Source organism: Actinospica robiniae DSM 44927, from assembly GCF_000504285.1.
In the GTDB taxonomy this organism is placed as follows: domain Bacteria; phylum Actinomycetota; class Actinomycetes; order Streptomycetales; family Catenulisporaceae; genus Actinospica; species Actinospica robiniae.
Map to the genome: position 1 here is coordinate 827061 of NZ_KI632511.1, position 16656 is coordinate 843716.

At 69.9% G+C, this 16656-nt stretch carries 16 protein-coding genes; 6 read left to right on the plus strand and 10 right to left on the minus strand.

Annotation, left to right across the window (positions count from 1 at the left end; all coding sequences use genetic code 11):
• Positions 1-46 precede the first annotated feature (46 nt).
• The 7 genes from ACTRO_RS03535 to ACTRO_RS03565 all read right to left on the minus strand — a co-directional run bounded on the left by ACTRO_RS03535 (position 47) and on the right by ACTRO_RS03565 (position 7005).
• Complete coding sequence (locus ACTRO_RS03535; protein ID WP_034261102.1) at positions 47-1408, minus strand: LLM class flavin-dependent oxidoreductase; 1362 nt, start codon at positions 1406-1408, stop codon at positions 47-49.
• Positions 1409-1425: 17 nt separating this feature from the next.
• On the minus strand, positions 1426-2235 hold the full coding sequence (locus tag ACTRO_RS03540; RefSeq protein ID WP_034261103.1) for an ABC transporter ATP-binding protein: 810 nt from the start codon (positions 2233-2235) through the stop codon (positions 1426-1428).
• Entirely contained in the window at positions 2211-3050 is an 840-nt protein-coding gene (locus tag ACTRO_RS03545; protein WP_034261105.1) for an ABC transporter permease, read from the minus strand. The genes ACTRO_RS03540 and ACTRO_RS03545 overlap by 25 nt, the downstream gene beginning before the upstream one ends.
• Positions 3047-4123, minus strand: coding sequence for an ABC transporter substrate-binding protein (locus tag ACTRO_RS03550; protein WP_034261107.1), 1077 nt, complete (start codon positions 4121-4123; stop codon positions 3047-3049). Before ACTRO_RS03550 ends, ACTRO_RS03545 begins: the two co-directional genes overlap by 4 nt.
• A gap of 51 nt (positions 4124-4174) precedes the next feature.
• Positions 4175-5224 (minus strand): LLM class flavin-dependent oxidoreductase, encoded by a 1050-nt coding sequence (locus tag ACTRO_RS03555; RefSeq protein ID WP_034261109.1) that lies wholly within the window; start codon positions 5222-5224, stop codon positions 4175-4177.
• 28 nt (positions 5225-5252) lie between these two features.
• The gene (locus ACTRO_RS03560) at positions 5253-5750 is read right to left on the minus strand and encodes a flavin reductase family protein (RefSeq protein WP_034261111.1); all 498 of its coding nucleotides are present in this window, start codon (positions 5748-5750) and stop codon (positions 5253-5255) included.
• A 307-nt stretch (positions 5751-6057) separates the two neighbouring features.
• On the minus strand, positions 6058-7005 hold the full coding sequence (locus ACTRO_RS03565; RefSeq protein WP_034261113.1) for a TauD/TfdA dioxygenase family protein: 948 nt from the start codon (positions 7003-7005) through the stop codon (positions 6058-6060).
• 643 nt (positions 7006-7648) lie between these two features.
• Here ACTRO_RS03565 and ACTRO_RS03570 point away from each other — a divergent pair.
• Positions 7649-8893, plus strand: a complete 1245-nt coding sequence (locus ACTRO_RS03570) for an ROK family protein (RefSeq protein ID WP_084315941.1) — start codon at positions 7649-7651, stop codon at positions 8891-8893.
• A 24-nt stretch (positions 8894-8917) separates the two neighbouring features.
• Here ACTRO_RS03570 and ACTRO_RS03575 read toward each other — a convergent pair whose 3' ends face one another.
• Genes ACTRO_RS03575 through ACTRO_RS03585 form a run of 3 tightly spaced genes read right to left on the minus strand, consistent with a single transcriptional unit; the run spans position 8918 to position 11769 of the window.
• Entirely contained in the window at positions 8918-9940 is a 1023-nt protein-coding gene (locus ACTRO_RS03575) for an isopenicillin N synthase family dioxygenase (protein WP_034261115.1), read from the minus strand.
• Entirely contained in the window at positions 9930-11201 is a 1272-nt protein-coding gene (locus tag ACTRO_RS03580; RefSeq protein ID WP_034261117.1) for an NAD(P)-binding domain-containing protein, read from the minus strand. The genes ACTRO_RS03575 and ACTRO_RS03580 overlap by 11 nt, the downstream gene beginning before the upstream one ends.
• Positions 11202-11220: 19 nt before the next feature.
• On the minus strand, positions 11221-11769 hold the full coding sequence (locus ACTRO_RS03585; protein ID WP_034261119.1) for an OsmC family protein: 549 nt from the start codon (positions 11767-11769) through the stop codon (positions 11221-11223).
• A 111-nt stretch (positions 11770-11880) separates the two neighbouring features.
• On the opposite strand from ACTRO_RS03585, the gene metX reads away from it, so the two are divergent.
• The 5 genes from metX to ACTRO_RS03605 all read left to right on the plus strand — a co-directional run bounded on the left by metX (position 11881) and on the right by ACTRO_RS03605 (position 16635).
• Positions 11881-13095: a homoserine O-acetyltransferase MetX gene (gene metX, locus ACTRO_RS03590; RefSeq protein ID WP_034261121.1), complete on the plus strand. Its 1215-nt coding sequence runs from the start codon at positions 11881-11883 to the stop codon at positions 13093-13095.
• Between the two features lie 26 nt (positions 13096-13121).
• A complete protein-coding gene (locus ACTRO_RS03595; RefSeq protein WP_034272919.1) occupies positions 13122-14447 on the plus strand; it encodes an O-acetylhomoserine aminocarboxypropyltransferase/cysteine synthase family protein in 1326 nt (441 codons plus the stop codon).
• The gene (locus tag ACTRO_RS03600) at positions 14444-14926 is read left to right on the plus strand and encodes a CoA-binding protein (protein ID WP_034261123.1); all 483 of its coding nucleotides are present in this window, start codon (positions 14444-14446) and stop codon (positions 14924-14926) included. Before ACTRO_RS03595 ends, ACTRO_RS03600 begins: the two co-directional genes overlap by 4 nt.
• A gap of 198 nt (positions 14927-15124) precedes the next feature.
• Positions 15125-15223, plus strand: a complete 99-nt coding sequence (locus ACTRO_RS50695) for a putative leader peptide (protein WP_342673742.1) — start codon at positions 15125-15127, stop codon at positions 15221-15223.
• A gap of 236 nt (positions 15224-15459) precedes the next feature.
• Positions 15460-16635: an LLM class flavin-dependent oxidoreductase gene (locus ACTRO_RS03605; RefSeq protein WP_034261125.1), complete on the plus strand. Its 1176-nt coding sequence runs from the start codon at positions 15460-15462 to the stop codon at positions 16633-16635.
• Positions 16636-16656: the final 21 nt, after the last annotated feature.

Consider the following 16656-nt stretch of genomic DNA (forward strand, 5'->3'; position numbering starts at 1 on the left):
CGCGGTCACGAAGCGGCACCCACGATCTGCTTGTGCCGTTCGCGCATCAAGCGCTCACCTTGTCGCGGGTCACGTCGTGGATCCGGTTGGCCGGGCGGGGCAGGCCGTAGCGGTCGCGCAGCGTGGTGCCCTCGTACTCCGTGCGGAACAGGCCGCGTTCCTGCAGGATCGGGACCACCTTGTCCACGAACGCCTCGAGGCCTGATGGGATGACGGCCGGCATGACGTTGAAGCCGTCGGCGGCGCCGTTCTCGAAGTAGTGCTGGATGGTGTTGGCGACCTGCACCGGCGTGCCGGTGAAAGTGCGGTGGCCGCGACCGCCGCCGAGGCGGGCGATCAGCTGGCGCACCGTCAGGTTCTCCCGCGTGGCCAGGTCGACGATTAGGGTGTAGCGGCTCTTGGCCTCCTCGATGTCGTCCTCCTTGGGCAGCAGGTCCAGCGGCAGCGGCTGGTCGAGGTCGAGCGAGTCGGGATCGAGGTTGAAGCGGGCCGCGAGGTTGCGCTTCTGGTGTTCCGGGTTGATCAGACGCTCGAGCTGGTCCTCAAGGTCCCGGGCCTCGCCCTCGGTGTCGCCGATCACCGGGACGATGCCGGGCAGGATCTTGATGCTCTCCGAGTCGCGTCCATGGGCGGCGGCACGGGCCTTCAGGTCGGCGTAGAAGGTCTGTGAGTCCTCCAGCGTCTGCTGGGCGGTGAAGACCGCCTCGGCCCATTTCGCCGCGAATTCCTTGCCATCCTCGGAAGAGCCTGCCTGGACCAGCAGTGGCCAGCCCTGGGGCGGGCGGGGTGAGTTCAGCGGGCCGTCCACGCGGAAGAACCGGCCGCGGTGGTTGATCGGGCGGACCTTGTCCCGCAAGGTGTGCACGCCGGACTCCTTGTCCGCGATCGTCGCGTCGTCGGCCCAGCTGTCCCACAGCTTGGTGGCCACGTCGACGAATTCGTCGGCCCGCTCGTACCGCTCCTTGTGCAGCGGCACTTCGTCGAGGCCGAAGTTGCGCGCGGCGTCGGCTCCGGCGGTGGTCACGATGTTCCACCCGACCCGGCCTTTCGAGGCGATGTCCACCGACGCGAAGCGCCGGGCCAGGTTGAACGGCTCGTTGTACGAGGTGGACGCGGTGGCGATCAGGCCGATGTGCTCGGTGGCGCAGGCGATGGCGGTCAGCAGCACGGTCGGCTCGAGTTTGCCCGGCGGACGCCGCGAGGGGTCGTGGCCCTGGACCGGGCTGTCGGCGAAGAAGATCGAGTCGAGCCTGCCGCGCTCGGCGGTCTGGGCGAGGCGCTGGTAGTAGGCGACGTCCCAGATCGCGTACGGGTCGGACTCCGGCAGGCGCCACGATGCCTCGTGATGACCGGTGTCCATGAGGAACGCGTTGAGATGGAGCTTCTTCGTGGTTTTCGCTGTGCCCATGGAGAGGTGTCCTTATGCTAAAAGGCCCGGCGCGTGCCGGGAGCGATGAAGTCGGATCCGAGGTGCTCGCCGGTGGCTCCCAGAGCGTCGAGCAACTGCCGACGCAGTGCGGCGAAGCCTGGGTCCGCCTGGGACCTTTCCTCGAGGTCGATCCGGATGTCGGTGTCGACAACCCCGCCGTCGAGCAGGATCACCCGGTCGGCGAGCACGATCGCCTCGTCGACGTCGTGGGTCACCAGGAGTACCGCGGGCTTGTGCACGGCGCAGAGCCTGCGCAGCAGTTCGTGCATCTGCAGCCGGGTCAGCGCGTCGAGTGCGCCGAACGGCTCGTCGGCGAGGAGCAGCCGCGGTTCGCGCACCAGCGAGCGGGCGAGAGCGGCGCGCTGCTGCTGGCCGCCGGACAGTTCGGCCGGCCAGGCCCGTTCGCGGCCCGCGAGGCCGACTTCGGCCAGCGCTCGTACTCCCCGCTCGACGGCGTCCCTGCCCTCGATGCCGAAGGTCACGTTGGCCAGCAGCCGCTTCCACGGCAGCAGCCGGGAGTCCTGGAAGACGACCGACACCTGCTCCGGAACCGCGATCCGGCCGTAGCCCTCGACGTCCCGGTCGAGCCCGGCCAGCGCGCGCAGCAGAGTGCTCTTGCCGCTGCCGGAACGACCGATCAGCGCGACGAACTCACCTGGCGCGATATCGAGATCCAGACCTTTGAGTACTCCGCCGGACCGGTTGAAGCTGCGGTGCAGGTTGCGGACCATGACGCCCTTCGGAGACGAGGAGGGCCCCTCGAGACCAGCCGCAGCCGTGCTCAGCCCTCCAACGTCCGTCGCCATGACAGTGCCTTCCTCTCCACGAGCCGGACAGCGGCGTCCGCGAGGAAGCCGTAGACGCCGTAAAGGACGAGCCCGACGACGATGACCGACGTCTCCCCGTACTCCTGAGCCAGCGTCATCATGTGGCCGATGCCGGAGAGCGAGTTGTATTGCTCGACGACGACTAGGCCGAGCATCGCGGAGGTCACCGCGAACCTGAGTCCCAGCAGGAAGCCGGGCAGCGCGCCGGGCAGCACCACGTGGCGCAGGAACGCGCCGCGCCTGATGTCGAGGGTCTCGGCGAGTTCGGCGTAGCGGTTGTCGATGCCGCGAAGACCGTTGTGGGTGTTGACGTAGATCGGGATCATGGAGATCAACGCGATCGTGATGACCTTCATCTGCTCGCCGATGCCGAACCAGGCCACGAAGAGCGGGATCAGCGCCAGCGTCGGAACGGCGCGCTTGATCTGGATCGGCCCGTCGATGACGGCTTCGCCGAGCCGGGACAGTCCGGAGACGAGCGCGAGCAGGAAGCCCGCCGCCGTACCGATCAGCAAGCCGAGCGCGGCGCGCTGGACCGATGTCGCGATGTTGCCGAGCAGGTCGTGGTTGCTCCACTGGTCGCCGAACTCCTTCACCACATCCCAGGGCGCGGTGAGCACCTGGGGGGCGATGAAGCCGGTCGAGGACCCGGTCACCCAGATGGCCAGCAGCAGCGACGGGCCGATCCAGAAGGCGAGGCGGACCCGGCGGCCCGGCCCGAGCCGACGGCGCACCACGCGTACGTCTTGGGTCGACGGCTCGGCTAGGACTGTTGCGAGTGCTGCGCTGGTCATGATGCGTCTCCCGTCACCACGTCCGAGCCCGCCGCTGCGGCCTCCACCTGCGCGAAACGCGTGTCGACGATCGTGGAGACGTCGAACTTCGCGTTGCCCTGATCCTCCGCCAGAAGATCGGCGGTCGCCTGGAGCCGGGTGTCGGCGTTCGTCCAGTTCGCCGGGATGCCGATCTGGCCCTTGACCTGGACGGCGTGCTGCGCGTCGGCGGCGCTCAGGCCTTGGTTCTGCTCGTAGTAGAGCTGCGCCCACTGGTCCGGGTGGGCGTTCTCCCACAGCAGCGCCTTGGTGCGGGCGGCGACATAGTCCCGAAGGGCGGCGGCTTTGCCTGCGTCCTGAACCGAGGACGTGAGGCAGTACAGCGTCGAGGCGTCGTCTCGAATACCGGTGTCTATCGCCGACGAGCCTGGGTACTGCTTCAGGTACGTCACGATCGTGCTGGCCCCGAGCGGCGCGACGTCGACCGCGTGGCTACCGAGCGCCTGGTTGTAGGTGCTCGCCGTGCTCGGCAGGTCCACGAGCGTGACGTCGTTCTTAGTGAGCCCGGCCTTCTGCAGCAGCCGAAGCACGAGCGCTCCCTGGGCCTGGCCGGCGCTGTAGGCGACCTTCTTGCCCTTGAGGTCGGACAGCGTCTTGATATCGTCGCCGGGAGCGATACCGAGCTTGTAGATCGGGTGCGCGAGCGGATCGACGGTCACCGACTGGAACACGATCTGAGTCGACGTGCCGGTCCAGTGGGCGAAGAGCGACGGGATGTCCGCGACCGAACTGCAGTCGAGCTGGTTGCCGCGGAAGGCCTTGATGCTGTCCGGGCCGCCGCTGATGTTGGCCCACTGGATCTCGACCCCCTCGGCCGCGAGTTGTTTGTCCAGACCGGCGGCTTGAATCGCGATCTGCGCCGAGGGGTCACCCATGCGTAAGACCGTGCCGGACGGCACCCTGTCGGGCAGGGCGGCCGTCAGGGACAGCGACGGGCCGCTGGAGGAGCCGCAGGCCGTCAGCCCCCCGACGGCCGCGATCGCGGCCCCGAGCGCTGCGGCGGCTCGGCGAAGGGAATGAGCTCGGTTGGTCATGAAACTCGGCCTTTCCAGGTCGATGGGAAGTGAAGGGGGAGACGTCCCGGCTCAGGCCGCGACCGGTTCGCGCAGCCGCCCGATCAGCGCGTCGCCCACGCGCGCGGTCTCTCGCTTGTACGGCGTATCCGACAGGACGAAGTGGGTGACACCGAGGTCGGCGTACTTGCGCAGGGCCGCGGCGACCTGGTCGGCCGAACCGACCAGCCAGGTCGTGCCGGCCCCACCGCCGCCGAAACGGCCAGGAGTGGTGAACAGGCAATCGTCGAGGACCTCGCCGCGCTCGGCGAGATCGAGGAGCCGCTGCTGGCCGACCGCGGCCTTCCGAACGCGTGGCACGCCGTTGCGTGCGGCGAGTTGCTCGATCTTCGCCTCCGCGTCGCGCCAGGCCTCCTCCTCGGTGTCGCGCACGAGTGTGGTGATCCGCAACCCGAACTCCAACGGTGCCAGGTCACGGTCCAGGTCCCGGCTGAGCGAACGGAGTCGATCGATCCGCTCCGCGATGCCGTCCAGCGGCTCGCCCCAGAACAGCTGGACATCGGCCTCGGTCGCGGCGACCCGTTCCGCCGCCGTGGATGCACCGCCGAAGTAGAGGCGCGGTCCGCCCTCGGGCAGCCGCGGCACGACCGTGGAGCCGGCCACCCTGAAGTGCTCACCTTCGAAGGTGACGTTCTCCTGCGTCCACAACAGCCGGGCGATACGCATGAACTCCTTCGTCCGTGCGTAGCGCTGCGCCTGGTCGCCCTCGGCGTCGCCGTATGCGGCGAGATTGTCCTGACCGCTGACGATGTTGATCAGCAGCCGGCCGCCGGACAGATGGGAGAGCGTCGCGGCCGAACTGGCGAAATGCGCCGGCCGCCAGTAGCCGGGCCGGATCGCCACGAGCGGCTTGAACGTGCTCGTGCGAGCCGCGATCACGGCGCCGACGGTGAACGTGTCGGGGCGCCCCCACCCGGTTCCGAACAGCGCGCCGGACCAGCCGTGGCGTTCAGCCGTGGTGGCGAGGTCAACGGTGAAGTCAAGCGTCCCCCAGCCGCCGACGGTGTCGTCGCCGCGGTGGCCGGGTTCGATGGTGTTCGGGACATACCAAAGGAATTCCATGAGTCCTTCTTCGACGATCGCGAGATGATCAGGCGGCCAGCGTGCGGAATCCGCTGCGGTGGAAGACCAGCGGCTGGCCGTCGGCGGCCGCCGTCCTGGCGTGTACGCGAAGCAGGACGACTGTGTGATCCCCCGCCTCGACCTCGCGATAGACGCTGGTGTTGAAGTGGGCCAGACCGTCCACGACGAATCCTGACCCCTCCTCGGTGCGTGCGAGCAGGATCCCTTCGAACCGTGAGCCGACCGGCCCCGCCAACTGCCGGGCGAACCCGCGATGGTGATCGGCGAGGACGGTGATGCCCAGATGCGTGGCGCCCCGCAGCCCCGGCCACGTCTTCGAGCCGTTCGCGATCGAGATCGACACCAGTGGCGGGTCCAGGCTCACCGAGGTGAAGGAACTGGCCGCGAGTCCGACCGGTTCGTCGTCCACGAAGGCGACGAGGGCGACGACGCCGGAGGGGAACGCGCCGAAGACCTCGCGCAGAGCCTCGGGCGAGAGGTCCTGGTTGGTGGTGAAGAGCGTCACGGTCGGCCGGCCCCACGCCGGAGCGGCCCCGAAGCGGACTCGGCGTCGCAGGTCGCCGACCGCGCCGTCAGCCGGCGCTCAGGGCCGGCTGACGCACGCAAGCTCGACATTCGCATGCGATGATGTAACAAGACGGCCTCCTGGAGGTAGCGCACGAAATTGATTGGGCGACGTCGGAAACGAAGATGGCGAGCCTTCCGGCGCGGAGCCAGGGCGACCGGCCCTCTGCGGCTCTCCCCGCGGTGCCGCCGCACCGTCGGCGGCTCGGCGCTTCGCTCGCCTCCGCCGCACCGGGCGCGAAGAATCGTCATGACGCCACGACGGCGCTCTCGGCCAGGAAGGGCCTGCCCGCGATGAGCTCGGACTCCCGTCCGTCGACGCCCACCGGGCGGTCGCCGATCAGGGTGACGCGGTGCAGGGTGCGCTGGACGTTCAGGTGGTCCAGGTCGGTCGGGGCGAGGTGGGCGGTGGCGCGGTTGTCCCAGAAGGCGACGTCGCCGGCGCGCCAGCGGAAGCGGACGATGTACTCCGGTCGGGTCAAGTGCTCATAGAAGAGATCGAGCACACGCCGGGACTCCACCGCGTTGAGTCCGACGATGTGGTCGGTGAAGCCCGGGTTGACGAACAGCGCGCGCTCCCCGGTCTCGGGGTGCACCCGCACCACCGGGTGCTCGGCTATCAGAAGGTTGTCGTTGATGCGCCGGCTCAGCTTCGACTCCCCGTCGGTCGGAATGCGGAAGCGGTGCACCGCCCGCAGAGATTCGGCCAGCCGCTGCAGGGGGCTGCTGAGGCCCTGGTAGGCGGCGACGAGGTTCGTCCACTGGGTGTCGCCGCCGAACTCGGGCACGGTCTCGGCCCGCAGGATGGAGGCGGCCGGCGGGTTGACCGCGGCGGTGACGTCGGTGTGCCACCCGGCGAAGTACGAGTACTGGCGCTTGCGGTACTCCTGCCGGTAGTCCTCGCCGTACTTGTGCGCGTAGCGGTCCGGGTCGATGGTCAGGATCTGCGGGAACGCCTCCGGCGGGGCGTCCTCGTGCGGGTGGGCGTGGGTGAGTTCGCCGAACTGGCGCGCGAAGGCGATCTGGGAACCGTGGTCCAGACGCTGCGCGCGGAAGAAGACGACCTTGTGCTCGAGCAGCGCGGCGCGGATCGTGGCGACGGTCTGTTCCTCGAGCGGTTCGGCGAGGTCGACCCCGCCGATCTCGGCGCCGATGCGGCCGGCGACGCGGGCTATGGTGAGCTTGTTTTCCGACATGGCGGAATGAGCCTTTCAGGAGAAGGGAGAACGCGGCGGTGACCGCAGGCAATCGCGGTCGGTGCGAGAACGTGCCAGGGCGCGCATCAGGGGATTTCAGGGCACTGGAATGGTTGCCGAAAGCGCGCGGGGCAACGGAAAGGGCAGCGGCGGACGCGAGAACGACCGGTGGGGAAGCTGCCTACCGAGAAACGGAACAGACGGCACTCGCCTGCCGCCGAAGGTCGACGTGCAGGCGGGCCACGAGACAGGCGCCTGAGGTCATGCCTCTACGATCGCAGCGTGTTTCCCGCTCGTCAACACGCGGGCCTTTCCTCCGTTCTGAAATAATCCAGCCGAAACCCGGGGGAGCGGTCATCCGGTGAACAGGGGCGGCGCAACCGCGACGAGTCTCGCCGACACTCGGCGGACCGGAGCGGAAGCCGAGGATTCGCCCGTCCGGACAAGGGAATAGACGCATCGGCGACTTACGTTCTGTGCAGTATGGCCTTCCGGATTCCTCGTCTCAGGACGTCGCGGTACACCGTCCCGTGCCGGCCGGTAACCGCGCAGTGTCGAGGCGCCGGCCCGCGCGCCCAAGCCTGACGCCGCGCATGAGACGACCCGTCCCCCCACTCAGCCGCGCGGTCGGAGGCGACATCCGGTGCAATCCCCTTCCAGCAGCCGTCCCGGCACAACCCGCAGGACCACCCGTGTCTCCGCCGAGGCGCGCCTGGCCACCGCCGGGCGGCGGGAGGCGAATGCCGGAGCGGTGCTGCGCGCGGTGCTTGCGCACGGTCCGGTCGCCCGCAGCACGATCGCCCGCCTGACCGGCCTGTCGCCGGCCTCGATGACCGGCCACTGCACCGACCTGATCGCACTCGGCCTGCTGCGCGACCTGCCGGAGCAGACGCGCTCGAACGGCCTCGGCCGCCCGCACCTGCCAGTGGACATCGATACCGCCCGCCATGTAGTCGGGGCCGTCCACATCGCGGTTCCACACGTCACCGTCGCGGTGCTCGACCTGCGAGGCCGGGTCCTGACGAGCCGCCGGATCCCGCATGAGGCCACGTCAGCGGCCGACACCGTCCGCAGCGCCGCCCGGCAGCTGCTCGACCTGCTGCGCGCGTACGCCGAGGGGGCCGTCCCACTCGGTATCGGCGTCGCCTGCGGCGGCTGGGTGGACCAGGACACGGGTACCGTCGTCGAGCACGCGATGCTCGGCTGGAAGCAGGTGCGAGTCGGCGAGCTGCTGGGCGAGTGCACCGGCCTGCCCGTCTACGTCGACAGTCACGCGCGGGCCCTGCTGCACGGTGAACGGCTCTTCGGCGCGGCCCGCGGCGCCCGCAGTGTGCTGCACCTGTTCGTCGGCAACGTCGTCGAAGCCGCCTTCGCGCTGGAAGACGCGGCGCACTACGGGCCGCGCTCCCAAGCCGGCGTCATCGCGCATCTGCCGCTCGCCGGCAGCGCCGAGCCCTGTCCGTGCGGACGAATCGGCTGCTTCCAGGCCTCGGTCTCGGAGCGCACGCTCGCCCTTCGCGCCGGGGAGATCGGCATCGCGGCGCCGGACGACTTCGCGGCGCTGCTCACCGCTGCCCGCAGGGGAAACGCGGGTGCCGTCGACCTCCTGGTCGAGCGCGCCCGCCTTATCGGACAGGGCGCCGCGATGCTGATCGACGTCTTCAACCCCGAGCTCGTGGTCGTGGCCGAACCGGCTGTCAGGACCCTGCCGTCCGCGCTGGCGGCCCTGCGCGCCGAGATCGCGTCCAGCTCCCGCATCCGGATCGACACCGCCACCCGCGTCGTACCCTCGAGCTTCCCGGGGTTCACCCTCGCCGCGGCGGCCGGCTCCGCGATCCTGGACGCGCTCTACCGCAACCCGCTCACCGTGACCCCGCGCCGCCCCTGACCGCGGGCTGGCCCGAGCGAGGGCTCACCCCTGCCCCCGCGCCGCCAGCACGTCGGACCACCAGCGCCGGGCCACCCGCGGATGCGAGCGCAGCCACCCGGTCAAGGCGTTCTCACCGAACGCCTCGAGCAGCGGATTGTCCGGATCCTGCGTCACCCCGAGCGCCTGCGCCGCGAGCTCCGGGGGCAGCGCCAGCGGCTCGACGACCGCGTCCAGCCGGGGGCCGAGGAAGAACGGGATCGAATACCGGTCCACGCCTGCGGCAGGGCTGATCACGCGGTGGTCGGTGGCCTTGAGGTAGCCCTGGGTGGCGATCTCCAGCATCTCGCCGATGTTGAACACGAAGGCGTCCGGCAGCGGCACCGCGTCGATCCAGGCGCCGTCGGGGCCGCGCACCTGAAGGCCGCCGACCTCGTCCTGCTGCAACAGCGCGAGGTAGCCGTAGTCCTTGTGCGCTCCCACACCCTGCTCGGCGTCCGCGGCCGGGCGCGGGGGATAGTGCACGATCTTGAGGCTGACGGCGGCCTCGTTGTCGAACCAGCCGTCGAAGTACCCCTCGTCCTGCCCGAGGGCGGCGGCCAGCGCACGCAGCACCTCCCGGCTGACCCGCAGCGCCTCGTTCTGCCAGAGCAGCACGATCGGTCGCAGGTCGGGCAGCGCGGAAGGCCACAGGTTCGGGCCGATCAGCCGCAGATACGCCGGCCGGCCGGCTGCGGGCCCGAGCGCGACGCGCTCCGGCCCGATGTCGATCTGCTCGCGCCAGTCGGGAGCCCCGCGCGTGTGCTCGGTGCCGACCCGGGTGTAGCCGCGGAACTGAGGCGAGTTCAGATTCTCGATCTCCAAGCGGGCCGGCTCGGGCAACGCGAAGAACGTCTTCGCCACGGCCAGCATGCGGGCCCGCAACTGCGCGGAGACGCCGTGGCCGGTGACGTAGAAGAATCCGACCTCGTGCGCGGCGTGGCGCAGGTCGTCGAGGAACTCGCCGCGGTCCGGGCCGCGGAATCGGGAGATGTCGATGACGGGGAGCGTGGCGGGTTCAGTGTGCATACGCCGTCCTTCGGTCGGTGCCCGCGAGGTAGCCCGCGAGCTCGTCGACGACCTCGCGTGCGTCGTCCTCGATGCCGTGGATGAAGGTCGACTTCCGGCGGCGCAGCACGGGCAGACCGAGGGCGTAGAGCCCCGGGCTCTCGACGACTCCGCCCTCGTGCCGCAGGCTACCCTTCGCGTCGAGGACGGGCACGTCCAGCCACCGATAGTCGGGCCGGAACCCGGTGGCCCACACGATCGTACGGATCTCGCCGCTGCGCAGATCGATGCGCCAGCGCGCCAACGGCGGCACCCGGCTCGGCGCGAAGCGTTCCGGCGCTTCGACCTCGGCGTCGGGGCGGCCGTCGGCCCACGCGTCGAAGGCGTCCAGCAGGCGCTGCATCTTCAAGTCCGCGAGGGCGAAGGTGTTGCGCAGACCGCCGGAGAACAGCGCGCAGCCGTCTCGGACGGCGGCCCAACGGCCCACCGGCTCGACCCCGAGGTCGATCAGGGAGTTGATGTCCAGGGTCCGGCGCTCGGGGCTGCCGATGAGCTGGGGCGAGGGAAGCCTGCGGGCACGAGTCAGGTCGTCGAGCTCGTCGTGGCGCTGATTCCACACGCCCGAGGCGTCCATCCACCACAGCACGTCGCGGCCCCGATACGTGCGCGGCAACCGCACGTGCTCGCCCACCGAGAGCGTCACCGGGCGCCCGGAGCGCGCGATCTCCTCGGCCAACTGCACGCCGGTCGCGGACGCGCCGACCACCAGCACGCCACCGTCCGGCAGCTGCCCGGGACTGGAATAGTCGAACGGGGTCAATTGTCTGATCCCCTCCGGTACCGCCTGCGCGAGCTGCGGTACCGAGGGGAGGTTGCACGCCCCGCTGGCGATCACCACGGTGCGGCCGTGAATCTCGCCGTGCTCGGTGCCCACCCGGTACCCGTCGTCGGTGCGGCGTACCGAGCGGACTTCGGTCTCGGTGCGCACCGGAGCGCGGTGGGCCGAGGCGAAGCCCTCGATGAACTCCACCACCTCGGGCATCGTCATGTAGCCGTCGGGATCCGCGCCGCGGTAGGGGTGGCCGGGCAGCCGGCTGAGCCAGTTCGGCGTGAGCAGCCGCAACGAGTCCCAGCGCTCCCGCCGCCAGGCGTTGGCCACCTGTCCGCGCTCGAGCACGACGTGGTCGATGCCCCGGGCGCCGAGGAGGCAGCTCGCCGCGAGTCCCGCGTGCCCGGCGCCGATCACCACGGCCGCGGTGCGTTCGACGTGCGTGTTCGTCATCGGTTCGGCGTCGACCCGCTCATGCGACCTCGACGGTCACGTCGGTCGGGTTGGTGAGCGCGTCGAACACGGCCGAACGCTTCTGCGACTGGGCGACCAGGGCTTCGATCTCCTGCGGGGAGGCGTCCGCGTCGATGGTGAAGGTCACCTTGATGTCGTTGAAGCCGTTGCGCACGTCGCTGTCCGCGCCGAGGATCCCGCGGATGTCGTGCGAGCCCTCGACGGTCGAGGTGACCGAGCGCAGCTGGATCCCGCGGTTCTGCGCGACGGACGCGACGCCCGCGGTGAGGCAGCCGGCGAGGCCGACCAGAAGATACTCGATCGGAGTGATGCCGTTGTCCTCGGCCGCGAAGATCTCCGGGTGGTCGGCATCGAACACGGATTCGCTCTTGTGGTTCTGCTCCTGGCCGAGGCCGAAGAAATTCTGAACCGTCGTGCGGCTGTGCACCCCGTCCTTCCAGACGGACGACGCGCGCCAGGTGAACTGGGCGGCCTCGGGCGCCGCCTTCAGCGCTTCCCGTGCCTCGAGTAGGGCCTGCACGTTGACTCCGTTGGTAACCGTCGTCATGGCTGAGACACTCCTTTATGTGTTTCGGGCATGTTTCCAATGCGATGTCTTTCGACAAAGCCCCTCAGGGCCGTGACGATAGCATCGGAATATCGGGTTACCATAGTCCTTATGAGAGATAAGGCTTCTACGGTGTCCGCCGCATCGGTCGGGACCGTGGAGACGCGGTATCTCGACCTCCCGGAACCCGTGCCGCTGGACTGTGGACGAAGTCTGTTTCCGGTCCGTGTCGCGTACGAGACGTACGGATCGCTCTCGCCCGAGCGCGACAACGTGATCCTGGTCTGCCACGCCCTGAGCGGTGATGCCCACGCCGCCGGCCTGTCCGCCGCGCCCACGGCTCACGGGACCCGCGACGGCTTCGCAGCCGAGGACCGGGACGGCGCGGCGCGCGGTGCCCTGGGCTGGTGGGACGGCATGATCGGGCCCGGCAAGGCCTTCGACACCGATCACTACCACATCGTGGCCACGAATCTGCTCGGCGGTTGCCGCGGCACGACCGGGCCGTCGTCGATCGATCCGCGCACCGGCGAAGCCTACGGACCCGATTTCCCCGTCCTGACCGTCGCGGACATGGTGCGCACCGAGCGGCTCTTCCTGGACCAGCTCGGCATCGAGCGGCTCGCCGCGGTGGCCGGCGGCTCGCTCGGCGGCATGCAGGCGCTGGAGTGGGCGGTGCGCTACCCCGACCAGGTCGACGCCGTCGTCGCGATCGCCGGCACACACGCGCTGCATCCGCAGGGCATGGCCTGGAACGCGATCGCGCGCGAGGCCATCATGCGCGACCCGGACTGGCAGGGCGGCCGCTATCACGGCACAGGCCGCGCACCCGATGCCGGCATGGGCGTGGCCCGGATGGTCGGACACGTCACCTACCTGTCCGCACCGGCGCTGGCGGAGAAGTTCGGCAGGAGGCTGCAATCCGCGGACGAGATCGCCTACACGGTCACCGAGCCCGAGTTCGAGGTCGAAAGCTACCTGCGCCACCAGGCCGGCTCGTTCGTCAAGCGGTTCGACGCCAACACCTACCTCCTGCTCTCCCGTGCGCTCACCTACTTCGATCTCGCGCGCGGGCACGGCGGCGGCTCGCTCGCCCGGGCGCTCGAGGGCATCATGGCCCGGACTCTGTTGATAGCTTTCAGCTCGGACTGGCTCTACCCGCCGTCCGCGTCGCAGGAGATCGCGCGGGCGCTCGAGGATCTGGGCAAGCCGGTCGAGTGCCACGTGATCGACGCCCCGTACGGGCACGACTGCTTCCTGCTCGAGGAAGCGCGGCAGACACCCTTGGTTCGCCGCTTCCTCGCCGGCGGCGATGCGCGACGATGACTACGGACCCGAAGATGGAGGCGCCGATGGACGCACGGCCGTACCGTGTCGAGCAGGCCCGCGAGTTCGACTTCGAGACCCGGCAGCTGCACGCCGGGCAGCGGCCGGACCCGAACACCGGAGCTCGGGCGGTGCCGATCTTCCAGACCACCAGCTACGTGTTCGAGGATCCGGAATCGGCTGCGGCGTACTTCAATCTGCAGGAGTACGGCAACACGTACTCACGGATCATGAACCCCACCGTCGCGGTGTTCGAAGAACGCGTCGCGAATCTCGAAGGTGGGAGCGGAGCGGTCGCCTTCGCCAGCGGGATCGCCGCCCAGGCGGCCGCGCTGTTCACGCTCCTGCAGCCCGGGGACCACGTCGTGGCCTCCTCCGCGCTCTACGGCGGCACGGTCAACCAGCTCAAGCACCTGCTGCGCAAGATGAGCGTGGAGCTGTCCTGGGTCGACCCGGACGACCCGGACGCGTGGCGCAAGGCGGTGCGCGCCGAGACGAAGGCCTTCTTCGGCGAGACGATCGGCAACCCGGCCGGCAACGTGCTCGACATCGAGACGGTCGCGTCCATCGCGCACGAGCACGAACTGCCCTTGATCGTGGACAACACCTTCGCCACCCCGTACCTGTGCCGGCCGATCGAGTGGGGCGCGGACATCGTCGTCCACTCGGCGACGAAGTTCCTCGGCGGCCATGGCACCAGCATCGGCGGCGTCGTGGTCGAGGCCGGGACATTCGACTGGTCCAACGGCCGCTTCCCCGTGGTGGCCGATCCCTCGCCCGCCTACCACGGGCTGCGCTTCCACGAGACCTTCGGGACCTACGGCTTCTTGATGAAGCTGCGCGCCGAGACTCTGCGCGACCTGGGCGCCGCGCTCTCGCCCTTCAACGCCTTCCTGCTCCTGCAGGGCCTGGAGACGCTCTCGCTGCGCATGGACCGCCACGTCGCCAACGCGCTCGCCGTCGCCGAGTTCCTCCAGACCCACCCGCTGGCCTCGAAGGTCACCCACCCCGGCCTGCCGGGCAGCGTCTACCGCCCGCTGGTGGAGAAGTACCTGCCCCGCGGCGCCGGCGCCGTGTTCTCCTTCGACTGCCCCGGCGGCCGGGCCGGCGGCCAGGACTTCATCAGCGGCCTGACCCTCTGGTCCCATCTGGCCAACGTCGGCGACGCGAAGAGCCTGGTGATCCACCCCGCCAGCACCACCCACCGCCAACTCGGCGACGACGAACTGCGCGCGGCCGGAGTCGGCCCCGGTTCCGTCCGGCTCTCGGTCGGCCTGGAGTCCGTACAGGATCTGATCTGGGACCTGGAGCAGGGCCTCAGCCATGTGAAGCAGGAGGCGACGGCGTCATGACGGATCTCACGCGCTATCAGGACCCGACGACGATCCAGCGCATGCTCAACTCGGCCCGCACGATCGCGATCGTCGGCCTGTCCGGCAACGAACTGCGGGCCAGCCACTTCGTCGGCTACTACCTCACCCGCCACGGCTACCGGGTGATCCCGGTCAACCCGCGCGAGAAGGAGGTCTTCGGCGAGCAGTCCTATCCCAGCCTGCGCGAGGTCCCCGTCCCGGTGGACGTCGTGAACGTCTTCCGCGCCCCCGAGGCACTGCCGCAGATCGTCGAAGAGGCCGTCGACATCCGCGCCGGGGCGCTGTGGTGCCAGTTCGGGGTCGTCCACGAGCCGGCCGCGGCCGCCGCCGAAGCCGCCGGCCTCGCCGTCGTCGTGGATCGCTGCATCAAGGTCGAGCACGCTAGGTACGCCGGCCGGATGCACTGGCTGGGATTCAACACGCAGCGCATCACGTCCGTGCGATCCGGGCTGCAGTAGAACCGCGCCGCGCGGGCGCGGGAACCGGCAGCGTCGCCTCTGCCGGCCTCGGCTCGGCGATGAAGTTCGGGTTCTGAGATGTCAGGGACGGTCCGCGGATCGACGGATGGACCTTGATTGACAGTCTCGCCGGACAGTGTCTAGTTTCGGAGAAGGAAACGAACGGCCCTGGGCCCGAGAGGTGCGGAGGTGAGCGAGATGGACCACGTCTTGCGCCCCGCCGCGTTGACAGCGCCGCACCTCGTCGTCCGCCGCCACGTCGACCTCGCGCGCGTCAACAGCGCCTTGTGTATCTGATCGGCTGAGTCTCCGCCGGTCTTCCCGGTTCTTTGCCGCCGCCCCCTTGCCTCATGAGCTCGGCGAGGTGGCCGCGGCTGCGCTCGCGCCGGACGCCAAGGCGTCGGTGTGCTGAGCCATCGGCGGGAGGTGCCGCGCCGCCGGTGTCCCACGGCAGCGCATTCCGCCGCTACGCCGCGGCCCGCACCTCCCCGATCCCGTTTCCCTGAGCACAAGAACACCCAGGTGGTGGTCACATGACTTTCTCGCAGCAGATACACCTCGCCGTGGCGCTCGAGGGCGCCGGCTGGCATCCGGCGGCGTGGCGTGAGCCGGATGCCGTGCCGGCCGTCGGACTGCTGAGCGCCGACTACTGGCTCGACCAGGTGCGCACCGCGCAGTCCGGGTTGCTCGACTTCGTCACCCTCGAGGACGGATTTCCGCTCCAGTCCGACGCGGCCTCGGGGCACGACGGGCGAACCGACCGGGTCCGCGGCCGCCTCGACGCCGCCATGGTCGCGGCCCGCGTCGCACCCCTGACCGCGCGCATCGGCCTGGTGCCGACGGTGACCACCACGCACACCGAACCCTTCCACGTGTCGAAGACCATTGCGACCCTCGACTACGCGAGCACCGGCCGTGCGGGCTGGCGTGCGCAGATCGGCGCGCAGGCCGCCGAGTTCCCGCTGTTCGGGCGCCGTGCCCCGGCCCCGGATCCCGCCGACCTGTTCGAGGAGGCCGGCGACCACGTCGAGGCGGTGCGCCGGCTCTGGGACAGCTGGGAGGACGAGGCGGAGATCCGCGACGTCGCCACCGGCCGGTTCGTCGACCGCGAGAAGCTGCACTACATCGACTTCGAAAGCCGGCACTTCAACGTGCGCGGCCCCTCGATCACCCCGCGCCCGCCGCAGGGACAGCCGCCGGTGGTGGCGCTGGCCCACGCGGCTTTGTCTTATGCCTTTGCCGCGCGCAGCGCCGATGTCGTACTCGTCACACCGCACACTCCGGAGGCGGTCGCACCGATTCTCGACGACCTCCACTCGGCACAGGACACAGCGGGTCGCAGCGCACAGCCCCTGCTCGTCTTCGGTGAGTTCGTGGTCTTCCTCGATGCCGACCCGGCCGCCGCGATCACCCGCAAGGAGCGGCTGGACGAGGCCGACGGCACCGCCTACCGGTCCGACGCGCCGATCTTCGCCGGTTCTCCCGACGCGCTCGCCGATCAGCTCGCCCAGTGGGCGCACGCCGGGCTCGACGGATTCCGGCTGCGGCCGGGAACCGTCCCGCGCGATCTCGACGCGATCGTGCACGGACTCGTGCCCGCGTTGCAGCGACGCGGGCTGTTCCGGCACGCCTACGAGGCCGAGACGCTGCGGGGCAACCTCGGCCTGTCGCGGCCGGCGAACCGTTATGCGCCCGCGCGCGCCGCGTGACCGGCGCCGGCACCAGCAGGA

Bases quoted from the DNA above. Each gene is read 5' to 3' on its own strand.
- ACTRO_RS03545 (WP_034261105.1), bottom strand. From the start codon at position 3,050: ATGACCAGCGCAGCACTCGCAACAGTCCTAGCCGAGCCGTCGACCCAA.
- ACTRO_RS03605 (WP_034261125.1), top strand. From the start codon at position 15,460: ATGACTTTCTCGCAGCAGATACACCTCGCCGTGGCGCTCGAGGGCGCC.
- ACTRO_RS03575 (WP_034261115.1), bottom strand. From the start codon at position 9,940: ATGCACACTGAACCCGCCACGCTCCCCGTCATCGACATCTCCCGATTC.
- ACTRO_RS03580 (WP_034261117.1), bottom strand. From the start codon at position 11,201: ATGACGAACACGCACGTCGAACGCACCGCGGCCGTGGTGATCGGCGCC.
- ACTRO_RS50695 (WP_342673742.1), top strand. From the start codon at position 15,125: ATGGACCACGTCTTGCGCCCCGCCGCGTTGACAGCGCCGCACCTCGTC.
- ACTRO_RS03585 (WP_034261119.1), bottom strand. From the start codon at position 11,769: ATGACGACGGTTACCAACGGAGTCAACGTGCAGGCCCTACTCGAGGCA.
- ACTRO_RS03550 (WP_034261107.1), bottom strand. From the start codon at position 4,123: ATGACCAACCGAGCTCATTCCCTTCGCCGAGCCGCCGCAGCGCTCGGG.
- ACTRO_RS03595 (WP_034272919.1), top strand. From the start codon at position 13,122: ATGGACGCACGGCCGTACCGTGTCGAGCAGGCCCGCGAGTTCGACTTC.
- ACTRO_RS03555 (WP_034261109.1), bottom strand. From the start codon at position 5,224: ATGGAATTCCTTTGGTATGTCCCGAACACCATCGAACCCGGCCACCGC.
- ACTRO_RS03540 (WP_034261103.1), bottom strand. From the start codon at position 2,235: ATGGCGACGGACGTTGGAGGGCTGAGCACGGCTGCGGCTGGTCTCGAG.
- ACTRO_RS03535 (WP_034261102.1), bottom strand. From the start codon at position 1,408: ATGGGCACAGCGAAAACCACGAAGAAGCTCCATCTCAACGCGTTCCTC.
- ACTRO_RS03565 (WP_034261113.1), bottom strand. From the start codon at position 7,005: ATGTCGGAAAACAAGCTCACCATAGCCCGCGTCGCCGGCCGCATCGGC.
- metX (WP_034261121.1), top strand. From the start codon at position 11,881: ATGAGAGATAAGGCTTCTACGGTGTCCGCCGCATCGGTCGGGACCGTG.
- ACTRO_RS03600 (WP_034261123.1), top strand. From the start codon at position 14,444: ATGACGGATCTCACGCGCTATCAGGACCCGACGACGATCCAGCGCATG.